The sequence below is a fragment of the Halosolutus gelatinilyticus genome, assembly GCF_023028105.1.
Lineage (GTDB): Archaea > Halobacteriota > Halobacteria > Halobacteriales > Natrialbaceae > Halosolutus > Halosolutus gelatinilyticus.
On the sequence record NZ_CP095491.1, the window covers coordinates 1,996,521 to 2,022,364 of the forward strand.

The 25,844-nt window shown below is 53.5% G+C and carries 18 protein-coding genes; 13 read left to right on the top strand and 5 right to left on the bottom strand.

What is annotated here, in order from left to right; translation table 11 throughout:
* Positions 1 to 90: 90 nt before the first annotated feature.
* The 6 genes from MUH00_RS09840 to MUH00_RS09865 are packed head-to-tail and all read left to right on the top strand — an operon-like array spanning position 91 to position 14,189.
* Complete coding sequence (locus MUH00_RS09840; protein ID WP_246997965.1) at positions 91 to 4,755, top strand: DEAD/DEAH box helicase; 4,665 nt, start codon at positions 91 to 93, stop codon at positions 4,753 to 4,755.
* Entirely contained in the window at positions 4,752 to 5,666 is a 915-nt protein-coding gene (locus MUH00_RS09845; protein WP_246997967.1) for a hypothetical protein, read from the top strand. Before MUH00_RS09840 ends, MUH00_RS09845 begins: the two co-directional genes overlap by 4 nt.
* On the top strand, positions 5,663 to 6,484 hold the full coding sequence (locus MUH00_RS09850; RefSeq protein ID WP_246997969.1) for a hypothetical protein: 822 nt from the start codon (positions 5,663 to 5,665) through the stop codon (positions 6,482 to 6,484). Before MUH00_RS09845 ends, MUH00_RS09850 begins: the two co-directional genes overlap by 4 nt.
* Complete coding sequence (locus tag MUH00_RS09855; RefSeq protein ID WP_246997971.1) at positions 6,481 to 9,390, top strand: ATP-binding protein; 2,910 nt, start codon at positions 6,481 to 6,483, stop codon at positions 9,388 to 9,390. The genes MUH00_RS09850 and MUH00_RS09855 overlap by 4 nt, the downstream gene beginning before the upstream one ends.
* Complete coding sequence (locus MUH00_RS09860; RefSeq protein ID WP_246997973.1) at positions 9,380 to 10,054, top strand: hypothetical protein; 675 nt, start codon at positions 9,380 to 9,382, stop codon at positions 10,052 to 10,054. Before MUH00_RS09855 ends, MUH00_RS09860 begins: the two co-directional genes overlap by 11 nt.
* A 58-nt stretch (positions 10,055 to 10,112) precedes the next feature.
* Positions 10,113 to 14,189, top strand: a complete 4,077-nt coding sequence (locus MUH00_RS09865; protein ID WP_246997975.1) for a DEAD/DEAH box helicase — start codon at positions 10,113 to 10,115, stop codon at positions 14,187 to 14,189.
* A gap of 455 nt (positions 14,190 to 14,644) precedes the next feature.
* Here the strand turns inward: MUH00_RS09865 and MUH00_RS09870 are convergent, their stop codons facing one another.
* The 4 genes from MUH00_RS09870 to MUH00_RS09885 all read right to left on the bottom strand — a co-directional run bounded on the left by MUH00_RS09870 (position 14,645) and on the right by MUH00_RS09885 (position 17,162).
* Entirely contained in the window at positions 14,645 to 15,118 is a 474-nt protein-coding gene (locus MUH00_RS09870) for a PDDEXK family nuclease (protein ID WP_246997977.1), read from the bottom strand.
* Positions 15,119 to 15,179: 61 nt separating this feature from the next.
* Positions 15,180 to 15,890 (bottom strand): 7-cyano-7-deazaguanine synthase QueC, encoded by a 711-nt coding sequence (queC, locus tag MUH00_RS09875; RefSeq protein WP_246997979.1) that lies wholly within the window; start codon positions 15,888 to 15,890, stop codon positions 15,180 to 15,182.
* A gap of 17 nt (positions 15,891 to 15,907) precedes the next feature.
* Positions 15,908 to 16,690 carry a 7-carboxy-7-deazaguanine synthase QueE gene (locus tag MUH00_RS09880; RefSeq protein ID WP_247003944.1) on the bottom strand — a complete coding sequence of 261 codons (783 nt, stop codon included), beginning with the start codon at positions 16,688 to 16,690 and terminating at the stop codon, positions 15,908 to 15,910.
* A 4-nt stretch (positions 16,691 to 16,694) separates the two neighbouring features.
* A complete protein-coding gene (locus tag MUH00_RS09885) occupies positions 16,695 to 17,162 on the bottom strand; it encodes a 6-pyruvoyl trahydropterin synthase family protein (RefSeq protein ID WP_246997999.1) in 468 nt (155 codons plus the stop codon).
* Between the two features lie 143 nt (positions 17,163 to 17,305).
* Between MUH00_RS09885 and MUH00_RS09890 the strand changes: the two genes are divergently transcribed.
* The 4 genes from MUH00_RS09890 to MUH00_RS09905 all read left to right on the top strand — a co-directional run bounded on the left by MUH00_RS09890 (position 17,306) and on the right by MUH00_RS09905 (position 22,520).
* On the top strand, positions 17,306 to 19,201 hold the full coding sequence (locus tag MUH00_RS09890) for a tRNA-guanine transglycosylase (RefSeq protein ID WP_246998001.1): 1,896 nt from the start codon (positions 17,306 to 17,308) through the stop codon (positions 19,199 to 19,201).
* 65 nt (positions 19,202 to 19,266) lie between these two features.
* A complete protein-coding gene (locus tag MUH00_RS09895; protein WP_246998003.1) occupies positions 19,267 to 19,746 on the top strand; it encodes a DUF6884 domain-containing protein in 480 nt (159 codons plus the stop codon).
* Between the two features lie 4 nt (positions 19,747 to 19,750).
* Positions 19,751 to 20,998: a tRNA-guanine transglycosylase gene (locus MUH00_RS09900; RefSeq protein WP_246998006.1), complete on the top strand. Its 1,248-nt coding sequence runs from the start codon at positions 19,751 to 19,753 to the stop codon at positions 20,996 to 20,998.
* On the top strand, positions 20,991 to 22,520 hold the full coding sequence (locus tag MUH00_RS09905) for an ATP-binding protein (RefSeq protein WP_246998008.1): 1,530 nt from the start codon (positions 20,991 to 20,993) through the stop codon (positions 22,518 to 22,520). Before MUH00_RS09900 ends, MUH00_RS09905 begins: the two co-directional genes overlap by 8 nt.
* Positions 22,521 to 22,702: 182 nt before the next feature.
* Here MUH00_RS09905 and MUH00_RS09910 read toward each other — a convergent pair whose 3' ends face one another.
* Positions 22,703 to 22,936: a helix-turn-helix domain-containing protein gene (locus MUH00_RS09910; protein WP_246998010.1), complete on the bottom strand. Its 234-nt coding sequence runs from the start codon at positions 22,934 to 22,936 to the stop codon at positions 22,703 to 22,705.
* Between the two features lie 195 nt (positions 22,937 to 23,131).
* On the opposite strand from MUH00_RS09910, the gene MUH00_RS09915 reads away from it, so the two are divergent.
* From MUH00_RS09915 to MUH00_RS09925, 3 genes are all read left to right on the top strand, one after another.
* Positions 23,132 to 23,731, top strand: coding sequence for a DUF8112 family protein (locus MUH00_RS09915; RefSeq protein ID WP_246998012.1), 600 nt, complete (start codon positions 23,132 to 23,134; stop codon positions 23,729 to 23,731).
* Positions 23,732 to 23,733: 2 nt separating this feature from the next.
* Positions 23,734 to 24,714 carry a hypothetical protein gene (locus tag MUH00_RS09920; RefSeq protein WP_247003945.1) on the top strand — a complete coding sequence of 327 codons (981 nt, stop codon included), beginning with the start codon at positions 23,734 to 23,736 and terminating at the stop codon, positions 24,712 to 24,714.
* 213 nt (positions 24,715 to 24,927) lie between these two features.
* Positions 24,928 to 25,806, top strand: a complete 879-nt coding sequence (locus MUH00_RS09925; RefSeq protein WP_345780914.1) for a DUF8168 family protein — start codon at positions 24,928 to 24,930, stop codon at positions 25,804 to 25,806.
* Positions 25,807 to 25,844: the final 38 nt, after the last annotated feature.

The window sequence follows — 25,844 nt, forward strand, 5'->3', positions numbered from 1 at the left end:
CCAACCAACGCCTCACAAATGCAAACGCCTCAAGATACGCTTGCGAACGCGAAAGACCGAGCTGCAGAAATCACCTGGTGGAACCGCCGGATGACGAAATTAAACCAGGTGAACGGAATCACGAATGCCCAGTCGTTCGTCGAGAACGACCTGATCGAACAGAAGGGTCCATACGTCGAGTTCGTCGATGCTCCGGAGTTCCACGATCAGCCGGCGTCGGAGTTTCTTAAGGGCCTCGGCTACCGTGACGAAATAATCGATGCTGTCAACGAGGAACTCTTCGGTGGCAAAGAGGGGTCACTGTATCAGCATCAGGCCGAAATGATCGAGCAGATCGAGACAACGGACCGCGACAACGTCCTCGCCGTACCGACGGCTACCGGGAAGACGGAAGCCTTCTTCTTCCCTATTCTAAATCACTGCCTCTCGACCCAGGAGGACGGGCTGAAGTCGATCATTCTCTATCCGATGAAAACCCTGGGCGTGGATCAATTAAATCGATTCATCGCCTATCTCGACCAAATCAATCGCTATCGAAACTCCGACGAACGGATCACAATCGGTATCTGGGACGGCGACACGCCTACCCGCGTCGGTACACGAGACCACGAAGTCGAACCGGGGTCCTACATCCGTGGGCTTGAGGATCCACGGAACCCGGATGACAAACTCCGAGTGCTGGGCGAAACGAACGTGGGGACGGACGATAACCAGTACCCCTGGATACGGGTTACCCGCGATAGCATCCGGCGCGGTGTTGATATTCTGCTGACCGTCCCGGAGGCACTCGACTATATGTTCATCAGTGACAACGATGAAACCCGGGATGTACTCGGAAATACGCCCGGAGAACATCCCGTTGAACACATCGTCTTCGACGAGGCCCACGTTTGGAGCGGGATCCAAGGTGCGGCAGTTTCCCTTCTCTCCCGGCGTCTCAAGCACTTCTACGACGACCGGGATCCCCAGATCTCGATGGTCTCCGCCACAGTGGATAACCCGCGAGAGCTGGCGAGTTCGTTGACTGGGACGGACGAAGACGAAATTAACACAATTGGGTTCACAGGAAGAGACTTTCCGACTCTTGGTGAACCTGATTTCGGACGGTTTTCTCCCTGTGACATCGCCGATCTTGTTCACGTACTGGCACTCGCAGTCGGGGACATCGATGATCCGACGAGCCATCTTAGAGAATACGACCTCGAAGATGCGCTCTCAACGGCGCGTGAAGTCGGCCTTGTAGCAGACGAGAAAATTGAAATCGAGACCAATATCGGTGGGTGGGCAACTGACGCTATCGAAACGAGACTCCTATCACTGGCTAGAACGGAATTTGATGACATCGAGTCAGTACTCAACTCCGTCAAGGGACGGAACGAACTCGTCGAGGCCGTTATCGACGAGAGCGGAACCAACAGTGGCTGGTACGAATATGTACTGACAAACGTCCCTGAAGTCGCTGCGTTTGCTACGTGGTTCGAGACTGACACCACTGGCGTCGTTGGCTTCAAATCCTACAACCAGTTGCTGACTCGCGCTCGGAACCAAGGCGTCGAAGACCCTGAAGGGGTTATTGAGACGGTTATGGCATTCGGGCGTCTCGCGGGCGTCGTGACCGAGAAATATCACGTCTTCCTAAAACCTCCTTACAAGGTGTACTGGTGCCGAGAGTGCGAGAAAGTGTTCCGCGACAGCCGTTGCCCCGAATGTAACCGTCGTCTCCCTGAAGTGCAGTTTTGCCGGCGTTGTCATGAACCATATGTTGAGATTGATCCCGGAAACGGTGACGAGGAGTTCGCGCCCATCAGTGTAGGATCTCCTGTTGAATCTTGCCCTGGTTGCGAAAAATGGGTGAATCTCACAGATGCGGGTGTTCCGACATCGTCTCTGCTCTCGTACATGCTAACGGAGGTCTGCCGGCACACGCCATCGAAAAAGACCCTCGTGTTCTCTGACTCACATAGCTCCGCTGAGAGCGTCGGTGATCGGATCATCGATACAGAGTACGGACTGATGGCTGAAACGCTGTATCTGCAGGAGTTAATCAAAGCTGGCGGAAAGCAAGACAACTACGAACTCTTCAATACCGTCTCGACTCGGCTTCGAGAGGAATACTGGGAACCACTCATTCAGAACGAGATCGACGAGGACGGAACGGCGTATAATTTCCTCCGCTCGTTGCTCGACGACATCGAGTCCCACGCGATGCTGCACAACTGTGAGAGCTTGTTGGATGGTGCTCTAGTCACAGCCGATGTCGTCGCTGACCTCGACGATCCGGAGGAGTTAGTTCTCGCACACGAGATATACAAGCTATTCACACTCGGCCAAGGAGCCAGCTTCACCTACAAGAAGGTCTCAATCGATGGCCTGACACGAGAGAAGCTAATCGACAGGCTGGAATCTCGGACCCGATTCACCGAGGACTGGATCGACGAACGGCTGAATCGTCTATTAAGTAGCTTCTTGGAAGACGGTATCATAACCGAGCAGCCACTTGATGAAGTGAAAACCGCGGTCAGAAACGCGAACCTCGATGACGGTCCGCGCAAACAGGTACAGGAGTACATCGAAACCGCGCGTGAGCAAATCGAATCGGCGGGTATTATGTCTGAACCTCCCGAAAGCGGTGTGTTCACCCGCATCCCGCGTATAGACAGTTCTTCACTGGAACTTGTCGAGACTGCAGCGTTCTGTGCTGACTGCTATAGTGCGTATCCAGCCGCGAGTGATGGGAGAAGTGTCGAAGTATGTCACAACTGCGGTGCGAGCCTGGAAACCTATAGACGGTTCACCCGGGGTTCCGACGGCGAACTAACTGCCGATCCCGGCTACGCACAGGTTGAGTCTGGCTGGGACTACGCTATTGACCACTGGGCCCACGACGTGACACGCCCGCTTACGAACGGAGGCGAACCAGAGTTCATCACTGTCGGAATTCACAAAAGTAACATCCCCCACACCCTCCGCGGCGCTATCGAGGAAGGGTTCCGCAAAGACGATCCGGATGTCAACATCGTGAGTGCGACGCCCACGATGGAGCTGGGGGTCGATATTGGTACACTCGATACGGTTGCGCAGGTCGGAATCCCGCCGACTTTGACGAACTACGTGCAGCGAAGTGGGCGGACGGGGCGATCCCGAGGTAGCTCTTCACTCGTTATGACCGTTATCCGGGGGAATCATCCCGTTGATGGTCACTACTACGCAAATCTCGATAGCTTCCTCAACGATTTCGAACCCGTACGGGTACCTGATCCGGAGGACTTCGACGAACTACTTGCCGGGCATGTCGTGACTGAGGTTTTTGCCTATTTAGCCAGGAATCCGCACGAGTCCGGTGTCTTCGAGCGGATGTACGCACTCTCGGAGCCGAAACACGAGAATATGGGGAGTTTCGTTAGTGCTGTCGAAAAGAACCTCGACATTCTCCAGAGATTCATCCGTGATGAGATGTGGGATACGCTGAGCTCCTATATTCGAGATATCTTCGGACAACGAGGCGTCGAAATTCTCGATGAGGTCTTTAATTCAGATGGCCCGCTCTCGATGGATCGTCGGACGGAACAAACGTTCTCGCGGCTTACCGCTGCGTCAGGGTCGTCAGACACGAACAAGAACATCACGGAACAGAACGGACGGCTTGATCGCTGGCTGGATCGATTGGGCTATCTAGCGAACTACCGGAACTTCGGTCAAGACTTCCCCGTCAAATTCACTGGCCGGCGTGAGAGTATCGAGTTCGAGGCATCTGGGAGGTTATACGATCTGTTCCCGGGTGAGGAGAACGATCACGGTGCAGTGACCACACTCCATGGAACGAAATATCTCGTCAACGACGTTCGTGGATCTTCGACGCCCCTCACCGAGATCTCGGTATGCAACAACGAGGAATGTGACCGCCCCTTCCAGAGTTATCCACCGGGCGAGACTGAATGCCCCCACTGCGGAACTGAACTTGAGGAAACGAAGGTTCACGGAATCAGTAGTGTAGAGTGCAAAACGGCGATGGGCGGGCAGCGAGGCTATAGCACCCGTGCTCTTATGTCAACATACGTCTCGGAGACCGACGCTTCTCAGAAGACTGAGGACGTCGAGCTATTCGGACTGCCAGCAGAAGTTAATTATGGTCAGCAGGAGGTCACGGACTTCGTATATGCCTTCGAGCGCCGCCACACGAACAGTCCTGACAAAACTATCCTTCGCTCTGAGGCTCTAATCGAACGCGAGTCGAGTTCTTCCACGGAGGACCAGAGCTGGGAGGAGATGCTGGAAGACGTAGAAGAGGAAGTCTATCGACCCGTCGGTCAGCAGTATCACACTCAGGGTGTAACGGTCCAATTTGAGCGGGACGCGTTCGAAGAGCGCTACGAACGGACGACCCACGAAACGAAATCTTGGCCACAGGCGCTCGTCAGTCTTCAACAAGCATTGGAAAAAGCGATTGCAATAGTCGCAGAGTGTGACCGCTCCGACTTCCGGGTCAAGGCGATGCGCACGGCGAACACGGTTGACGTCCATATCGTGGACAGCCGCCAAGGAGGAAACGGGGTCACGTGGCAGGTTCTGCAGAGCCTGTCTGATTTGGAAGCCAGGGTCGTTGAGGTCGCCGATTGTGACCGTTGCGTGGATTACTGCGATGAGTGTCTCCTACTGGCTCGTACTCCTGCGTACTACCTCGAAAAAAATCTCTTGGATCGCCGGATGCTCGCAGCGACCGTCGGGAAAGACGAAGCAGAGGTGGAGAGCATATGAAACCGGAAGCGCTCTTGGACAAATTGACTCGTAATCAGGTCGCGTTCGCTCACGAGCCCGTCAGCAACTCACGCTGGTGGATGCTCCGAACTCTCCCTGCATTACAGTATCTCGGGATCGATCACTTCACATTCCCCACATCGTGGCGTCAGCTCGCACAGGGAGGGTCGCAGTACGACTACCTCGATTACGAATACCACGTCACTGGTAATATGGAATTGCCGGACGGCGCAGACCTTTGTGTCATCACAAATGAACACTACGAAACTGAGACATCGTACTCCATCGAACATTTAGTCAATAGGTTCACCTCAAGAGAGGGCACACTCGTAGTGATCGCAGATTCTCCACAATTCACGCCCATCGGCGGACAGCGTCCACTGTACCAGGAGCAGTTCACGGAACGAATTGGTAGCGTCGAATCGTTCTACGAGGCATTCAAACAACAGTATCGGAGGTATGATTGGGGCATGCCTCTGATAGATACTAAGAACGTGTTCATTCAGGACAATGCAAATCTCTACGAGCTTGTGGCAGGAGACTCTATTAGCCGCGCAGAACAGTTGTTTGACGTCCTTCCCGATGCTCCTTACCTGCCCCTATATAGTGTTTTCAGCGACATCTTTGCACGGCCGGATGAATACGGAAGCGTACCACTGAATACGGAAGACGAGGTTCCTGGATTGGGACGATGGCTTCGGCGGCGTATTGAGTGGGATCGACAGACGAGTACCTCAATCGCTCGTGAGTTGAACCGGGCCGTCTCACGGGACGGTAGTGTGTTCGACCCATCCTATGCCCGGCGGAGCCCTGCGATGCAGAAAGCGAGAGATAGCACGAGCAAACTTGACCCCCAAGACAATCCTATCGACGCCAGATACCAGGACTTTCTCACGACGGAGGCACTATGACAGAAGGATACATTCTCAACACGGTTCAGACTCCAGGCCCACTACGGACGGTCTATGACTCAATAGACCGGGGTAATACGACTGAAGAAGAGATCGCTGACGACACTGATCTTCCAGAAGACCTGCGCAGCCAGGGAGTTCGGGGGCTTCAGGAGTTGGGTATGATCGGGAGGCGGGAACCCGACTATTATACGGCTGAATTTGCCTGGGAAACGGGTAATCGAGATCTTGACTTCCGAATGACTGCACTCCACAACTTGGCGATAGAAGCGACACCGGGTGAGTGGGGGAAGCAATCGGTCGTTCTGCTCAACTACCAGTACCTCTTACAGGAGGACATTCAACACCTCCATGCGAGTGACCAAGTTCTGTATGAGGCTATAGACAAATGGGAACACGAACAGCGCGAATACCGACCTCGGTCCCAACAAGGCCCCATCACACTCAACGAGCCCAAGTTCGTCAACTGGACCCGACTAGCTGATTTCCTCGGATTAATCGAGAAAGCCACCGGCCGCGAATACGTCGTATATCCCGACCCTGAGATGATTTTAGAATCCCTTCGAATCGCCACTGGTGACGAGAGACGGATCGCCATCCAAGAGTACATAGACTGGCTTCGGGAGAACCTTCTACTGATCAATCTTACTGGTGAGCGGGACGTCCCCGCACCCTTCGCCCGTACACTCTACAACTTGATTCGGGAGGAGAAAATCAAGCTGGTCGAATATGGTGATGCTGGCGTAGTTCGGCTAGATCGCTCCCCACGACGGTCCGGCATGGAGAAAGACGCGAATTCAATCGAGGTGATCGCATGAGTTCTTCTGAAGAGATACCGGGAGGGCCACTGTGGTGTCCACATTTCCAGAAGATCGATGAACGAACCCTGAGACAACTCTTCAGTAAGGTCGCAGCAGTACGATCCGAAAACCGAGAGCTCTTCGATTTCACTCACCGTAGAATCGAAGTTTTCCGTGGGACGAGCACAGAAGACACTGAGAAGTGGGGTGAAGAGAGGGTCTATCAGCTCTTTTCCGAGGACGAACTCGGAAACTTCGTTGTCGTCATCGAAGGTGAAGTAGGGACGGGTAAATCCGAACTGTGTGCGTATCTCTCCCACCAGTTGAACGACGACGGTCGTCCCATCCTCCACATCGACAAGGACGACGATCTCATGTCTATTCTCTCGGAACGTATTCCGGAGTTCTATCAGGAGCACTTTGAGGAACCTCTCCCAGGAGCGTCTGAATTCAAACAGCTCAGGGACGATATCACGAACAACCCCCAGACTGTCGCTAACAACGCTACTTCAGGTGCACTACTGAACCTGGGTAGACAGGGCTACGAGACTACCCATACAAGGGAAGACGAGGAGGCCATTCGGGATTTCATCCAGGAAAAGCTACAGCTCCTCGTTGAACGCGGGGAGTACGCTCGTGAGATCAAATTCATTACTGAGGGCGAGTACAAACAACAAGAGGAACTCCGCGTCTTCCCCGATCACGTCGCTGCTGATGAGGCGGTCGAATCCTTTAATAAGGAGTTGTGGCGCGAGATCCGCGACAGGTACGACACCGCGTCGTTAGATGACGTGCTCGAATACGTCGGCAGTCAGTTCGAGGATACCCGGCCAGTAATCGTTTTCGAGGACTTCGCTATAGCCTCTATGGAGGCCGAGCGGCTCCGTAACTACATGGAGCGAGATAAACCAGATGACAACTGGGACTTCGTCGTCGCGGGAACGCGAGACTCGACGGAAGTGCTCCATACGCGAACGGCCGAGGATCGATTCGAATTCTTCCAAACAAACAAGGGACACTCGAAGAACGTTCTATTCCTCGACGAGTCGTCTGCTGTTGACTTCGCCCGTCCATATCTCGGCTACATCAAAGCCCACGACGATAGCGTTCGATACGATAGAGAGAATGGCGACTTCGAACTGCTGCCCGCACCGGACGGATCTCTCTGTGCAGAGTGTGGCTTCTGCGACGAAGCGTTCCGTGACCTGTTCCCGTTTAACCAGGCCTTCCTTCGCCGAATCTACACGGGCTTAGACGAAAGTCAGCAGTCACCGCGGGAGTATATTATGGAGATCTTCGAAGTTCTGGAAGAGTGGTATGAGGGTCATGCCAAAGCACCCTCAAGCGCAAGCTCCCTCCGACGGCTTCGGAATACCGTATCCGCGGCAGACGAAGTGTACGAAGAGGCCGAAGAGTTTGCGGACTTAGCGAAATGGTACGGTAGCGTTGAAGATGATCAAATCACGGTTGATCGGCGCTTTGCGGAAGCGTTCCACCTTCTAGAAGACGGGGCCCCTGCCGTTGTCGATGTAACCGATGACGGTATCATCATTCCCAGTGCGGGGGTTTCCCCCTCTGAGCCGGAAATACAGAGCGCACAGACGGAAGAAGACGACGAGGAGTCGTCTAGTACCGACCAAACAACGACACCGGAGAAGAGTCGTGTCGAGAAGCTAATCGAGAAACACAACGGCTTAGTGGATTCTTGGCTCGAAAATCCAGAAGAATACGCTAAGACAAACCGCTTCATCCGACAGGGGCTCAGGGATGCTATCGAACATCTCACCGACGGGTTCAAACTTTACGAAGGGACCAAACTCGAATATCGACTTAGCAGTCAGAAGGATCCGTTCGTCTACGTTGAGAGTGATGACTCACCAGAAATAGATCAGATTCTGCTTGACAGACGTGACTTCAGAAGATCTGACCTCCGGAAGATACTCAAATACGGAATCCGCCGGGTAGAGGAACCGCGGAGTGCTGACGTTGATTCGCTTCTCACAGAGTGCGGGACTCAGTTGATGTACTACGCCCTACAGTGGCGTCAAATGCTGATTGAGGAATATCTTAACGGGGAGAAGGTGTTCTACAAAGGGAGTGCAGATTATGACTTCACGGACTTCGTCTTAGCTACATACGTTCATCTGGTGATGCTTGACTCTCCGTGGCGCAACATCGATGCGACCGTGATTAATGAACGCTTCAGTGAGGACGACGCTTTCTCGGTTGATCTGCATCTCGAAGAACAGATTACTGAGATCCTCTCGCAGGAAGAGTACGATCACATCAAGACAGCGATGGACTCCGCCGATCACATCGAAGCTATGGTGGGAAAACTACTGGGCGTCTCCGGGGGGAGTCTAGACGTTCCGAAGATCCGGAGACGGCTGGGTCGGAACCCGTCGTACGAGGTTCTCGACATGCTCGGTCGGCAATACATCGCAGAGATAGATAGCCGCGTTCGATTCGGACAGGAGGCTTATGTCCGGTCGATTGCGGATACGATGTACGACGTACGCCAAGCTCTCGAAGAGGTAGCGGACCACGGCTACGACCGTGAACTGATAGAGGAAATCAACTCGGAATTCTCCACGCTCAATATGACCCGAGTTTCCGAACTCGTGTCTAATCTCAGAACCTATGATAACGTGAATCCAGATCTCCAACAGGAGCTGGCGAAGTTTGTTGATTTCTCTCAGGCAGACATCGATATGGCTGTTGAGGCCGCTGATACTGCTGATACTCTCCGTATGGAAAACACCCAAGATCAGATTCAGGCAGCACTGATCTCTCTGAAGTTGGCAGCTACACCAGTCGTGAAACGGTTCCGTTCTGTTCCGATCGATGGTGCGAGCAGTAACGGTGGACACAGGGGAGGTCTCGGTGAGCGGTTCAAGGAGGTGAGCGATCACTATGTCAGCTAATTCCAGTACGTTTCAGGAACAGCTAAAGACGATTTACGAACAGCACCGGCGACAAGGCCTGGAATCAGAACTAGACGAGCTCGCAGAAACGATGGAGGAAACAATTCTCGAACGAGTTCTTGCTGAAGCCTTCTTCCGGACTGAAGTTAAGATAGACTCTGAGGCGAAACACGCGGTCGAAGAGGCTCGATCTCTGTTAGAACAGGACGATTACGATGCTCTCGCAGAACAACTTCCCGAGACCCGCGAAGCTGTCGAAGCTCAACGGAGGGAGGTCAACAACTTCGTTCACCAAGCGAGAATCGACGTCCACAACACTGTCCGAGGCATGATTCGGTTGAACCAGCGGGTTGAGCGGGTAGACCAAGACAAGTTAGATGCGCTCGATACCCTCCTCGATAACTGGAACTGGGAGGCACAGATTGAGGGGGGTCAAATCAACCAGCGGAAAGAGGAGGCCAGAGAGTACGGTCACTTCATGCGTCAATCACTAGAGGAGGCAAAGGACGCTCTGTTTGGCCCATACCGGGATACACCGCTTGATGATCTCGTTGACCGGTTATTAGACGACGAACGGCTAACGTTGGCAGCGCTCTCGGAAGAGGAGCTCACTCGTCTCTATGAGTCGGATCTCGCAGAATATCTCGAAGTGACTCTCTCGTAATCGCCTCTTGTGGAAAGATTGATTGCGGCATCGTGTCCATCTCCAACAAATCGACTACATGAAGTACTTTGATCGGAACTCGAATGCCTCACGAATCCCTGGTGATATCCGACCACTGATTCGCGGTTTTCTCTCAAACACCCAGATATTTGATGCTGATCAAGACAATCCTCCCCACATCACGGATGCTGTCAAGTACACACAGAGGCCACAGGATCGACGAGCCACGAGTAAATACACTGGTGACGATCAGTTCGTTGCTGATATCATCGAACTCTTCGATTTCAAGCCACTCGACTTTCAGGTCGAAAGCTGGCAGCTGATCCGCGACCTCGATGCGGATCGACGGTCATCCAACAACTCTCGTGGCGCGATCTTCTCGGCACCCACTGGCTTTGGAAAGACAGAAGCGTTCCTCGGCCCACTCTATCAGCTATTAGCAGAGGATCAACAGGACTTGGCAATCGTCGTCTATCCGAGTCGGGCACTCTTACAGGACCAACTCGGACGGATTCTAGAACATCTGTACAAACTTAGAACGGAGCACGATACTAGCCTTTCTGTTGGGGTCTGGACCGGTAACACGCCGTATACGTCATCAGAGGTTGAAAGAGAAGGCGCGTTTTTCGCTAATCAGCATGGTACGCGTCGATTCAAGCTCGCAGATTGCTGGTGCGGAGACGACGGAACTCACTCATTCACCTACCAAGGAGGAAGTTCAACTTACCGACTGGTTTGCGAGAACAATGATGCACACTCCTTCTCTGACCGGGAGATCCTGCTTAATCGGACTGATATCAAAAATCAGCCTGGACCTGACATTCTTCTGACGACGTTAGAATCCCTGGAGCTGTTCTCACTCAAACCGAACTACAACATCATTGATCGGGCCGATACGATTGTATTCGACGAAGTACACCTGTACACCGGGCTCAGAGGAGCACATACCGCAAATATAGCACAAAATATCGAGGCGATAACAGACCATTCGCTGCTCTGGCTAGGCTCAAGCGCGACGGTCGATGATCCACAGCGGTTCGCTACTGATCTCTTTCCCGTTCCAAGTGGACGAGTTGAATCAGTTGCACCACCTGACTCAGATTTCCGAACGGACCACGAGGACAAGGAGCACTACTACTTCCTCAAAACGTCGGAGGAAGGCCCTGGAGTCTCATCGATGGCCATCCAGCAGTTGATGTTGCTTGGACATAGCCTCTTGAACAGCGAGACCGGTGAGCGCGGGAAAATCCTCTCATTCATCGACAGTATAAGCCAAGTGAACCAAAAGAGGGCGCAACTGGAGGACGCTGATCGAGCAAACGAACTCTGGCGGTACCACAGAACTGGAAGAGATTACTCTAACTGGGATCGGGTAGCTAAAGAGATGGACTGCGAGTTCATCGAATCTTCACTCCACTTCGAATCTGTCTACTCAGACGCTGGATTCGACGCGGCTGCTACAGCCGAGAGCGACCTGCTGCTCTCGACGAGCTTCCTTGAAGTTGGGATCGACGTCGGTGAAATCACTATCGTCACGCAGTATCGGACGCCGTGGGATCTGTCGTCATTCATTCAGCGTGCGGGACGAGCAGCACGGAAGGAAGACACCGACTCACACATTGTCGTGTTCCTCTCGGATCTCACTCAGGACGCGAATATGTTCTATCGTGCCGACCGTTTCCTCGGGTCTGAAATTCGAACGCCATTGAAGACGGACAATCACGTGATTGCCTGGATCCACGACCAGTTCGAGAAGTTCTACGAAACATCAACAGCTGTCTCGAAAGAGTGGTTCTCTGGGTCAATTGACCGGAAGGAAGAATTCCTCGAACGATTCCTCTGTTCAGAGCTGGGCTACAAACAGTACTACGAGTTCATCACGGAACCTGCAGCGGTATTGCGCCGAGAGTTCGGAATTGACGTGGCTGAGAGTCAGCTCCCTGCATTACATGGAGAGGAGCCAGTTGAGACTGTAGATCAGCTTCTGTCCGAGCTTCGGGAGGACGTGACACAGCCCGAGATCTCGGATCTCATCGAGGATCAGGTTGGGCAGGCCATGCAAAGAGAAGACTTGGCCCGGTCTCTAGTTTCAGAGATTAGGACCGATTTCTTGGAATTCTGTAGCCAGCGACAAGCGCTAATCGACGAGATCGAAGATTCCGATGTCACTACCGAAGAGAAGGTCAAATCACAGCTCGATGCCTTGGAATCAACCTTAGAAGAGCTCCGAACCTCTGTCACAGATCTCGCTGAAACTCCGCCTACTGAACAAATCGAGGCATTAGACGATCTTATCCCTGATCTCTACGGGATAACGAGTGACGTCGAGAGACTCCGGCGTGTCGTTGACCGAGAACACGAGTCTGTCACCCTTCCAGAACTGCCGACCTCCGTTGATCAGATGGTTGACCGCGTTGATACAGCCAGCCGCGCGATTAAAAGCGAGGAGCTCGACAAGACGGCAACGAAGCGTAAACAGATCTACTATCTCAGACAGACGCTGACTCAGCTCGACGAATACAACTCTATTGAACAGAACGATAAGAGCCTGTACTACGTCAAGCATCTCCTTCGAGGGTCGTATTATTATGACCGGTTCCTGAAAGTTGACGGACGTTCGCTTGAAGGCACCGTCTGGTACGTTCCCCCGAACTACTTCCAAGACGCTGGGAAGTACTTCACGGTGTTCTATGGGGAGGACGATGAGAGTGGCGACGAACAGTCTATAGACAAACTCGTTCAGACATATGCTCCGTACCGTAGCGAGTATCAACAAGAGGCAGGTCATTTACAAGCCTACCTACCCGAAACCATTACTGATGATGACGGGGTCAGATTCTCCTTTGAGGACGTCCCCGGTGACCGCCGCGACGGTATGATTACTCCGGACTCTATCACTCTTGACGATATAGAAGATCTCAGCGGCGGTCGCGCTCTGAATATCGTCAGGTACTGTCCCGAGTGTTTCCGGATTCTAAAAGAGGATCGGTGCTTACGACATAACGATAGAGCGTTCGGAAAAATTCATTCTAATCCGGAAGTTGAGACTAAACTTGAAGGGCGTCAAGAGGAAGCGACACGGGGGAGAGCAAGCCTCGCTGACATTACCGGTAAAGTGACTCTCACGGGAGTATCTCTCGAAATCACACCGGCACGACCCGTTGGTGAAGAAAACGAGTTCATATTTACCGGCGAGGATCGGATTTCTCAGGAGATTACGACCGGAAATCGGCCCTTGGGTTTCTCGCTCGATACCCGAGGGTTGATTTTCGACCTAAGCAACTTCGTGTCCGACATTGACGAAGAGACTAAGAAACGAGTACGTCGCTACAAGTCGCTGAATGAGTTATCACTCAACGAGGTGGCTCGGCATACAGCGGCACACTGTTTCACTCAGTTAGTCGCCGATATTGGCGGAGTCAATCCAAGTATGCTCTTCTACGGGATTGATCACGAAGCCGACGAGGTATATGTGTTTGAGCGGTCTCAGGGTGGCCAAGGTATCGTTGATTTGGTTTACGAAGACCTCCAGACCGATCCGGGTACGGCACTAAATGCGCTGACCCATATCTGCTATAATCCACAGGTCATCAACGAGAGGCTTTGGGCGTCGGAGGATTTCGTGGAACGAATACCGGAAGACCCAGATGAACACACTGTTCGAGAAGTCGTCCGTGGTATGGATGAAACTCCGATCTTCCCCGATATCGTCGATCTGATCGTGGATGAAGTACTCTCCTCGATTGATCGAGCTAGGCAGCTTTCGAGTGAGGAAGGCATCTCGACCCAAACGGCATACCTAATCAAACAGACCGTCTCAAAAGAGCAGGTAGCGGGCAACAATGAATTCCCTGCTGATGCGGTCAGAAAAATGCCACACGACATTGGAGACTTTGATCGGGTGAAATCCCTGTTTTTCTCTCCGGATATTGACGGTTGTGTCGAGAATCTACACTTAGCGGAGTGCATATCGGCACACGACCAGTCGGAGAGCTTGAGCTACGTCTTGCTTGAACGTCTCCGAGAGATGCTGATCGAAAGAGTTCCCTCCGAAGATGCCGCGTCGCAAATGATCGAGCGAGAGATGCTTCCAGGAGGTGAGATCGATGGTACGAGCGTTTTCTTTACCCTCTAGTGGGCTATCGTACTTTATCGGGTACTCTCTCGTTCACGCCCAACGTGTGGCGATATGTTCGCCATGGCTCAGCGATGTGGAACTGCGCTTTCCACTCACCGATGAATTGTCGAGCCGCCGACTTTCCCTGTCCGCGGCGATTAGAGAGTTGAAGACGGATGTTGATTTCTACGTTCGCACTGGCGAACAACACAACGACTACATGCGCTCTCTCGTCTCCCGTATGGGAAATACCTCAATGACTACCGTAGATGATCTACATGCGAAAGCCGTCGTGGGTCCCGAACTAGTGTACGTAGGATCTGCAAATATCACTCACAGTGGTCTGACGGTCAACCGGGAGCTCTGTGAAATCATGGAGAATGAGTACGGAAGCGTTAGCGCATACTTAGATACAGAGCTAGGACTTTGAAACCCCGGAGAACAGCGACAACGGTGAAGAGAATACCTGTAGATCAAGGGTGGTCAATTACGGATGCGAGCTTCTCAGCTGTCGAATCTGTGACGTCTTCCCATTGCGGAGGTCGATCTTCTCCTGATTTAGGCGGATCTATTTCAAAATCAATTGGGTGGTAGGTGAGATGCTCCAGTAACTCCGCTGCAGTTTCTCCTACGAACTCCGCGTTCTTTCGCTTGGACGAGATACCGCCAGAGCTGAGATTGTAATGGTTGGTAAATAACTGCAAAATTCTAACTTGGTCAGCTGCGATCTCTCTCGTACTGAGGTGGCGAAAAATCTTCGCGGCATTGTCCGCCGGGTCAGCTCGACGCCATTCGAGTTCGATTAAAACGTATCGATCACCATCGATTCCTGCTATGTCAATCGGTGTTTGTGCAATAGGGTACTCCGTTTCCCAAGCATAAGATGAGCAGAACTGTTCTAAGTGGTCCTTCAACCGATGAACGACTTCGTCCGCAAACTCGCCCATAATGTGAGTATTAGGACACACCAACAAGAATCGTTTGTCCCTCTATTGGCCCCACGTCTTATCAGTCACTGTAGCTAGGGCGCTCTCGATATCTAATCGGATCCTTCATTCCTACGTCTTGGAATGCTTTGAGTCGGTAGGCACATGCATCGCAAGTACCACAGGCTGGTTCCTCATTGCGGTAACAGCTCCACGTAAGCTCGTACGGAACATCGAGATCTAGACCACGCTCCGCAATCTCTGTTTTCGTCCAATCCACGAACGGTGCCACCAAATCGATTGACGTCTCTGGCTTCGTCCCGATATCTATGACCTGTTGGAACGCATCAAAGAATTCCGGGCGGCAATCCGGGTAACCAGAGTAGTCCTCGCTGTGTGCACCAATAAAGATGGCCCCACAGTCGTTTGCTTCAGCGTACGACGTGGCCATTGATAGCAGGTTCGAGTTCCGGAACGGAACGTAGCTTGACGGTATCTCATCGCTATCGAGATCGACTTCTTCCACATCGATGTTCTCGTCAGTAAGGCTGGAAGCACCGATCCGAGCTAAGTGGTCTGTTTCGATGTGAAGGAAGTCCGCGACATCCATATAGTCGGCCAATGCTCGGGCGCACTCTGACTCTTTGTCCGCTGTTTGTTGGCCGTAGGTCGTGTGGAGGAAGTACAAGTCATATCCCCTGTGCTTCGCCTCAAAAGCTGCAGTCGCACTATCCATCCCGCCCGATACAAGGACAACCGCGCTATCCGTGTTATCTGCTTGAGTAGTCGTCATGGCTGTATAACTTGATGCTATGTTTCGGGTGCGTCGTTCCAGAGGTCAACGTGAAGTCGGGGCGTGTATTGATATCCGTGCTCCAACGCTACCTCCGCAGCCAGTTCACGGGTTTTCGACAGTCGTTCACGTGTCGAACCCTCCGGCATCAACAAAATATCTGAATCTCGGATCACCGCATCTGCAGCGTCCCGGAGCCGGTCAACTAACCGGTTGATCTCGGGTATATCTTCTCTATCTGTAACTACAAATTTTAGCTGGAAATCATAGGCCTCCACCAACTTGCAGAGAGTGTCTATGTCGATCCGTCGATCATCGTGTCGGGCGGCCCATTCCCCATTTCCCTGCGGGTCCTTTGCTGCAGTCGGAGTACTGCTCGCCAGTTTGGGGCTGATACTCACTAGATCGATAGAAGTATCGTGATAGATTGTACCGTTGGTTTCGACGGTAGTATGGTAGCCAGCATCGCTAAGGCGGTCTAACAGATTGGTCGTCTCGTCGTGGAGCAATGGTTCACCGCCGGTCACGACGACGTGGTTTGCTTTCTTATAATCGGTGACACGGTCGATGACAGCATCGACATCGAGCCAGGCGTGGGTCGGCTCCCAGCTGGTGTGGAACGAGTCACAGAACCAGCACCGGAGATTGCAACCACTCGTCCGGACAAACACGCTCGGCATTCCGGCGATCTTCCCTTCCCCTTGTAACGAGTAAAACAGTTCATTCACTGGTAGTCCGTCCTTCGTCTCTGCGCCAAGAGAACCCTTCTCAACCGTTGGAACATCTGAATTCACCGGCATTGCTCTATAGAGCTCCTCCGGCAGCGAGCTCACCGGTCTCTCGAACCTCAACTTCAACATTACTGACCGTTTCCGGCAATGTTTCCTTCAGCCGTCGTTCAAGAACGATCCCCATCACTTCGGCTGTCGGGGGCTGGTTGAGCACGATTAGGGCATCGCCGTCGCCGCTGGCCTCAAAAGCCTCAATCAGTGGATCGCCCTTCTCCACGAGAAATCGGTGATCCCACTCGGATAATACAGAAGTGACGTCTCCCTTATCGATGACCCACCCTTCGCTGGTCAGGGTGCCAGTTATCGAGACGCTGATTTTGTAGTTATGCCCATGGGGACGGCTGCACTTGCCGTCATGGTGTAGAATCCGGTGCCCTGTACTCAAACGAATCGGCCGGTCACGTCCGACGTGTAAGGTTCTCTCAGCCTCGGAGATATCCTCTGATGTGGGGGAATACTCTCCAGATAGGTTTTGAGCCATACTGTGGTATTATTTGTGGCATACTTAACTTTGAACCACTCGCCGAAAGTTATAGTGACTCCGGGAATGGGTTGGAGATATGATGATTTTGAGAACGAGAAGTTAATTGAGGGCAACGATAGAGTTACTACACAGGTCATTTGATGTCGGCATTCAGGACTCTTGGAAAGGCTTCATACGGCCGCCGAGGCGAAATAGACACGCCCGCCGGCTATATCCAGACGCCCGAGCTTCTACCTGTAGTAAATTTGATCGGAGGGACGACAACAGAATCCGGTGGTATCTGGCGGTATACCCGTCGCCACCTCTTCGAGAGCGACAGCGTCCAGGGGATTATGTTTCAAGCGATGTCGTTTCTCGACTACAATCTCACCCCCGAGAATTTGGAGGAGTGGCGTGAGAAGCCGCTCAAACAGCATTTCGAGGAGAGTGACGTTGAACCCGGGTTTGATCAGCCGCTATTCATCGACTCGGGCGGATTTAAGCTGATGAACTCGACGAAGTTCGGACAAACGCCTGGCGAAGGCGGTAGTGAGAACGACTGGGATATCTACACGAATCCAGAGAGCATCTTGGACTTGCAGCTTGACTACGGCGCGGATATCATTGCCACGTTGGACTTTCCGATTCCACAGAACCTGAATAAGGAAGAAACCACTGAACGGATGGAGAAGAGTATCGATAACGCGGTTGAAACTCTCCGGTTGCTCGACGAACGCGAGCTGGAGGAGACGCCGTCTATGTATGTGGCCATACACGGCCACAACTACGAGGATGTCAACTGGTATGTCAGTCAATTTCTGGACCGCGCCGATGAACTTGATGAGGCCTTCGAGGGGTTCGCCCTGGGTTCACTTGTTCCCCTCAGCAGCTCTCCAGATACCTTGGTCGATATCGTTCAAGGGGCAAGAGACGCGATACCCGAGGACCGTTACGACGAAATCGCATTCCACGTCTTCGGCATAAGTGGAAGGCTCTGTCCTCTACTATCTCTCCTCGGGGTAGATACGTTCGATTCGAGAAGCTATCAGTACGCAGCCCGGAACAAGAAGTTCATCCACCCCAACACCTGGCAACGGATTAGTCTTGATCAGATTGATGACTGGGATGATTGGCCCTGTGACTGTCAGGCCTGTCAGAACATCCACTTAGACGATATGCGGCACGCCTTGCTAGAATCCGAGGTCAGTAACAAGCCCATCGAAGGCGAACACGGGACTCATTTCAAGAGCGAATACTACGCACAGATAGCTCATCACAACTTCGAACTGTACAGCCGCCAGATGCAACAAGTTCGTGATGCCATTGACGAGGGGCATTTACTCGAACGTGTTGCTAACTTCGCACAGGGAAAGAATATCGTAGAGAAAGCGCTGAAGCGGGCTCAGCTACACAACCCAGAACTCCGCGAACAACTTGCAGACATCGGTTACGAAGGGTTAGTTGCCGGACCGGATGACGAGACGTTCCAGACCAAGCTATCTAGCTTCCTCGAAGGAGTCGAGGACACGACACGGAAGAAACGGACCATCTCGTTGAAGCACGGGCCAAACGACTTCGATATCCTCCAGCGCGACGAGTATCAGCCGCCGAGCGAGGCAGATGTACTACTGATTCTACCCTGTAGTCAGGAGAAGCCGTATTCGAAGTCACGGACACATCAGGCTGTCCTCTCCCGTCTTGAGGACTACCGTGAGCGATATCATAAGGTGTCCATCTCAGGGCTATACGGGCCGGTACCTGAGGACTTCGAAGAGGCTAACCCGGTGATGAGCTACGAGTATGTATTGACGACTGCCGATGACGACCAAGTTGAACTTGTTGCGAACCGACTTGCTCGTTACCTGAACCGGTACGGTGAGCAATTTGACCAAATTATAGCCTACACCACGAACAAAGCCTACCGACGTGCTATCGATACGGCGTTCAACCGGTATGGCCGCGGTGAAATATACCCATCTGATCCGCGAGCTCTTCAGTTGACCGAGCATTTCCGCAGTGAAAATATCGACGAGCTCGTTGGTCGGTTTACCAGTTGACGGTAACGCGTAACCAGCCAGCCTTCAGACATCTAGTGGTTATCCCCAAGAACTAAGGTCTCCTCATGCGATCAGCAGAGTATATGACGTCGTTATTAGTCCAATCGTGTTCTGCAACGAAGGAACAGGTGGATACACCGGTTCCTGCTCTCGATTTGTACGATGGATACTTCTTCAGGATTATAAAGAAGGCATTGCGCACGGGTCGATTTCAGTCTGGAATTGACATTATGATTATATCTGCGGAACACGGAGTTGTAGAACCTGATCAGGAAATCGAATATTATGACCGTCGGATGGACACAGAACGTGCTGACAAATTGAATGACCAAGTCGTCAGCGCTATTGCTAGGAAAGTCACTACTAACGGGTATGACAAGGTATGGATCAATCTTGGAAAGGACTATCTTCCCGCTATTGATGGGGTTGAATCTGCCGTTGATGTACCCGTTGACTATATCGAAGGTACCGGTATCGGAATGAAGGGAAAGCGGCTGAAGCACTTGGTTTCCAGCGGCCGTTCCATTCCAGTGCACGGTGACTGACAGTATGGTCTCATTCGATGTTGTTGCGGAGGCAGGCGAGGCACGACGTGGTCAGCTCCAGATTAACGACCGTACTCTGGAAACCCCGCACCTGTTCCCGGTGATCAACTTCTACGGCGGTGGTAACGAGGGCGCACTATTTGGTGGCGGTGTCCACCGTACGATCAAGGAGTTCCTTGCCCACGACAACGAAGTAACCGGTGGTGAAGACTATAGCGACCTCTTCAACGGTGTGATGACTTCGATTTCCTCCCTAGCAGACTACGGCATTCGGGAAAAGAAGCTGGAATGGTATCTCGACAACGAGATCCGCGAGTGGGAATGTTTCAGCGACTATGACGGGATGATCTTCGCAGACTCCGGCGGCTACAAAATCCTGAAGCAAGGTGGCCTAGAAGGTGAGGACTTCGAGAAGGACATCGACCAGGATAAGGCGCTAGACATCCAGTTAGATCTTGGACCAGACATCGTGGTCAACCTGGACCACCCAATCCATCCGGATGACGAGTTCGAGGAGCGGATCGAGAAGATGGAGCAGACCGCCGTCAACGCTGCCCGATTCGCGGAGCGTCGTGACGAAGTCGACGGTGCCTGCTACCTCACAGTACATGGCTACTATGAAGCGATGCTCGAACGATCCTTCGACCTCATTGAAGACGAACTCGCAGAACCAGTCCCTGAAGCTTTCGACGGAATCGCGCTCGGTAGCCTCGTCCCACGGAAAGATAACGTCGAAGTTCTCGTCGAAGCAGTATCTGACTGTAAACGGGAGATGCAACAGCGAGGTTATGAAGATCTCCCTCTACACGTATTAGGGATCTCAGGGAACGCAATGCCGTTGCTCGTCGCTGTTGGGGCTGATACCTTCGATTCTGCCTCCTATCTGCACCAAGCGATCAACGGGAAGTATTGCGTCAACCTGTTTGAGACAGTTCCGATTGATGATGCGAACTTCGATGCCTGTGAATGCCGCGTCTGTAACGACGATTTCCACCGAGCACGGATGCGAAACGAGATGGACGACCTATATCAGAAGGATATCCTCGGCTCGGTGGCTGCGCACAATCTTGCGGTTCAACAACGGGAACTTCGCAAATTCCGTCAATTGATCGCCGAAGGCGACAAGGAACGGGTCGCGGAGTACTTGGAGGAGGCTGTGAAGGACCAGAAAGGTTTCCGCAAGTTCGCTTACCAGCTAATCAACGAACGGATTAACCCGTACTTCGAGGAAACAGACACAACCTATGCATAAGACACCACAAGTCAACGAAGTCAACGAGTTCATCGAGATAGCGAGCGACTTCGAGGACCCGTTGGAAGTTATCAGAGAAGCACTATCCAATTCCTACGACGCAGGCGCGACGCAGGTCGATATCAGTATCGAGCAGGATGCCGAGGGACGGAACACTCTCATCATCAAGGATGATGGCCATGGAATGGATGAAGACGACCTGTCGTCGTTCTTTGACCTCGGGAACTCCAACAAGGACGACGCAATCGGATACAAGGGCCACGGTACCAAGATCTACTACAAAAGCGACAAGATTCGGGTTGAGACAGTCACAGATGGGACGCGGATTGAGTCGGTGATGGACCAGCCGTGGGCGAAACTGAACAACCGTGAACTACCCACGTACTCCATCGAAGAGACGGAGAGCGACGAACCGTCCCGAACCCGAATCGAAGTACATGGGTTCCGTGCTGGTCAGGGTTTCGACCCACGACAGCTTACCTACAACAAGATTGAGCACTACATCAAATGGAAGACGATCGGCGGCTCCACCGCGTGGCACTTCGGCGACGACTTCCACGAGATGGACATCAACGTTGAGTTGTCGCCGACAATCGACGATACCCAGGATCAGATTGAGACCGACAACCGCCTACAGTTCCCGCCCGAAAACCGGCATCCAGAGGGCGAGTTCGTTGCGGAAGAAATGTGCAAGCATTACCCGCCCCGTGAGCTGACCGTCACCCTTGACGATGGCCGCGAATTAACGATCGAAGTCGTGGGGATGGTCGGTGGAAAGGAAGCACGGAATAAGCTGCCGACCTATGGTAAGCACTCAGCACAGTTCGGTATCTGGCTGGCGAAAGATCACATCAAGGTCGAACGCTACAACGATGCGATCGGAGCAGACAACGAGTTCTTCCACTTCTTCTTCATCGCAAACTGCCAAGACCTCGAACTCTCTGCCAACCGGGAGAAGATTCGAAACAAGTCCGGCGACGTCTACCAGGCCATCACTGATGAACTGAACCGATACATGACCAAAGTGTGCCAAGATTCCTGGTACCGGAACTATATCGAACGTCGCAAGCTGGAGAACAAGCAACGCAGCATCCAGTCGCAGGGAAGCTCACTCGAAGAACGCCTCCAGCATACCAAAGACCAAGGTGGACTCTCCCCGTCGAATCCGGCAGAGGTCATCGCAGCATTAGAACGGTACAGCGCTAATGGATCACCAGAGACCCTTGAGATAGCGGACTTCCGATTGGACGAAGAGGTTAATGCTATCGTTGACACCGATGAGGGATACAAGAACGCAGCACTACAGGCCAAGCTCAGTGATTTCTTCGAAAATGAGACTCCGCTGACTCACATCGACCGGTTCATATGCTGGAAGCTCGGCGATCGGGACGCTTTGACCAAAATTGAGCGGACCTCCTATCTCGGTAAACCCATCCGCTTTGATTTCAGCAATAACGAGGTGACGTATGGGGATGAGAATAAGAAAACGATCCCTGTTCTCGAATTAGCAGACAAAGTGTAACTATCGTGTGCAGGGTGCCATAGAACACAGCAAAGCCTGTACTTTAAATAATAAAGTGTGAACTTTACAGAAATGAGGGCTGGGAGGGGTGAATGAGTCGTATGACTCCTTCGAACATTCGATGCGATGATAGAGGCATTATCGAATAGATAGAGGACTTATTTTTGAAAACAGATAAGGGATCAATCATCTTCGAGACGTGTCCACAGGAGAGTGTTCCCTACTTTTCGTGACGAAACTAATCCATCTTTTTCCATCTGCTGGAGTCGCTTATATGCTGTGTCATGGGCACAACCTACATAATCGGCAATATCGCCCGTCCCTGCCATCCCTTCTTTGTCACTGATGGCATTAAGAAAATCTTCAGTAGAGTACTCGCCGGTATACCGGCCAGAATCTTCGTCGCGGTCGGGCATTACTCAACCGTTCAGTTCCATTCTGATTAGTCCTAACGGTCTAATCAGAGACCATTATGAGACCTCCGAAAGGTATTTACCAATAGGATAACTCATAATGGATGTGGACACCGGCCCCTCGGGGCGTTAAGATCATCAGGAATGCCTGGGTGCTGAGACACCCGGGCCGGGTTCCCCACAGACGTGAGCGAACCCATGAGAGAATCAAAGCTACCTGCTCAAGAAGCTATCGACCAAGGATTAATTGAAGATGTAAAACAACTGAATAAAATTGTGCTCGGGGAAGGGGCCGCGGTTTGTGAAGCCTGCGGTGAGGAACTGCAGGAAGGCGCACCGGTCGTCGTGTTCGCCTTCCGGCCGGTCGATCAACCGGCCTTCGAGATTGGGCACGTGAAATGTACTGAGTGTCGGGATGAGCCGTCGGAGTTCTTTACGCTTGGTGTGCGCGAGATCGTGCTGGAGGGTCGTGTCGGTACGTGTACTGATCCGACGACCCAGTCGTCGTGGCCTGTTCTGCTGGCCCCGAAGCCGCGCGCTGTGAGTACGGCAGATGCAACCTCGGTACAACCCCTACCGGGTGTGGCGTGGTTCCGCCGCCCGGTTGCGCGTAGTGAGACATTCGTTGCTGCGGATTGTGAGTCGGCGTGTAAGCCGTGGCAGCGTGCGGTGGTGCGGGCTGACGGATCGAACCGCGATGGCGCGTCTGATCGGGAAGCTGGTTCGACGAGTGATGACGCGATTGAAGCGACTGCTCCACACACTGCTGACGGCGGGCGTCAGGGAGGAGCTCGGTGACGATGCGCCGGGATCAAGATACGCCGGCCTTCGACGAGTCGCACCTCGACATTGATTTCGACCTCCCGCGTCCCGTCGACGAGACGGCGTTCCCGGATCTGTACGTCGGCCTCGACATCAACTTACTCGCATCAGGCGATGGGATCGTCACGGACCGACACCACGCATCAGCTGACCGGTACGAGGCGGATGACCCGCAGAATCAGATTGCCGGTCAGATTTCGCCGTTCACGTTGTCGGGCTGGCTCCGTCACGGCTGTGAACGAGTGGTGCAGGCGGCGGGCGCGACGGCGTGCCATCCCGGTGAGTCGAACGCGGACTACATGTTGCAAGATGTGTACGATCGTGATCTCGATGCGGGGTATCACGAGAAAGGCAGCTGTGTCGATGGCGACAATGATGACAACGCGGGCTGTGTCATTCACGACTTGTTCGGTGGGTTCGGTGACCGCGCGGGCCGCGTGATTCGCCACCCGATCCGGTTTTCGCCCATCCGAAGGCAGGTAGACGTCACGAAGGGCGAAGCCGAAGCCCATTACCGCCAACTCAACACGCAGGTGCGCTCGCGGAACGCTGAGGATGAGGGACAGCCGTTACGGCAGGTGACACGGGATGTCGTTGGGAATTTGGTGGGGACGTGGCGGCTCACACTCCGTGAGCTGAAGCCTGAATATGTGGGCTTGCTCGTCGAGGCGATCGCGTACTTGGATGCCCATAGTGATGAGTACGAGATGCAGCTTGGCGGGGCGCGGAATTTCGGGGCTGGTATCGTCGATGCTGAAGTGGTCAATCCACTGTACTCGGATGGTGAGCTCCGGCGGGTGTATAATCGGGCGCAGGATGCGACGAGTGGGATGCAGACGAAGGACGATATTTGGCGTAACCAGTGTCGTGATGAGTTCGTTCGCGCGTTGCAGGCCCGGACAGCGGCTAGTGATGGGGATCTCCCGATGCCGACGAGCGAGGGGGGCGACGGAGCGTGAGTCGAGAAGCTGACCGGGGTCCAAACCCGAATTCAGACCTGCCGGATTCAACTTTCAATTCGATTCGGGTGCGGGACCGAGAGCGAGTTGTGGGGCTGACGCCTGGCGCTACGCCTCGGATCGGGCTGGCGGTACGAGCACACGGTGTGCAGGGGCAGAACCCGCTTGAGTGTCGAGACGGCGGGGGCGTCGAGTCGGACGTGGGTGGTCGGCATGGTTGACCAACCGTCGGCCGTCGGGGTTGATACACGCCGAGTGGACGCCACGGAGGCAGCCTCGATGGTGGCGGTGTACCGTCATGATGTCCATAAGTTGCGGGCCAAGCCGCACGCGGCGGCGGCCGAGGAGTACGCTGGCGTCACGGTGAACGAGACGGTGCCACTGCATGCGGATCGGGATGCGGCGTTGTTGAGTCGGCCGGAGGGTGAGCCTGAACAAACGGTTGCGAACCATCGGTCGCCGTACCGGCTGTCGTTGCTGACTGGTGAGACGGCCGTCGAGACTGACCGAATTCAGGCGGCAGCTAGTGGAGGGTACCGTGAACTCATCGCACCAGCCGATCCTAAGCGGCTGCATGCGCGGTGGTTGACGAGCCAGGTTGCGGGGGCGTACAGCGAAGCCGTCCATTATCCGTATTCGTCGTTGCAGTATCACACGCTGTTGACGGCGGCGCTCCTTGACGCCTACCGGGCCGGGTACGCGTTTGAGGATCTGTGGTTGGTGGCGACGGGTCCGGATCTGGACGACACCGTGAATAAGGACATGGTCACGACGCGTGATTCGGAGGCGGCGCTGACGGCCGACGAGGTCGAGCCCCACCGAACAGTCCTTTGGACGCCTGACCTCGCACTTCAAGTGACGGCCACACCGGGCGATCGACCGGCGGCGCGGCTCGGAGATGTGCCAGCACGCTCCTTTGCGGATGTCTGGTCTCGCCTCCCCGCGCACCCGATTGATACGGATGGCGGGCGGTGCTGGCGGCTGCTGGATGCGCAACTGCGTCGGATCCGGTCGTGGTCGACGGCACTCGTGTTCATCGATGAATTCATTGAATTGCATGGGTCGGGGGCCAGGCGGGGTGATGGGGCGTGATTTCCCTCACGAACTGGAGTCGAAACGAGGGGGTGCGT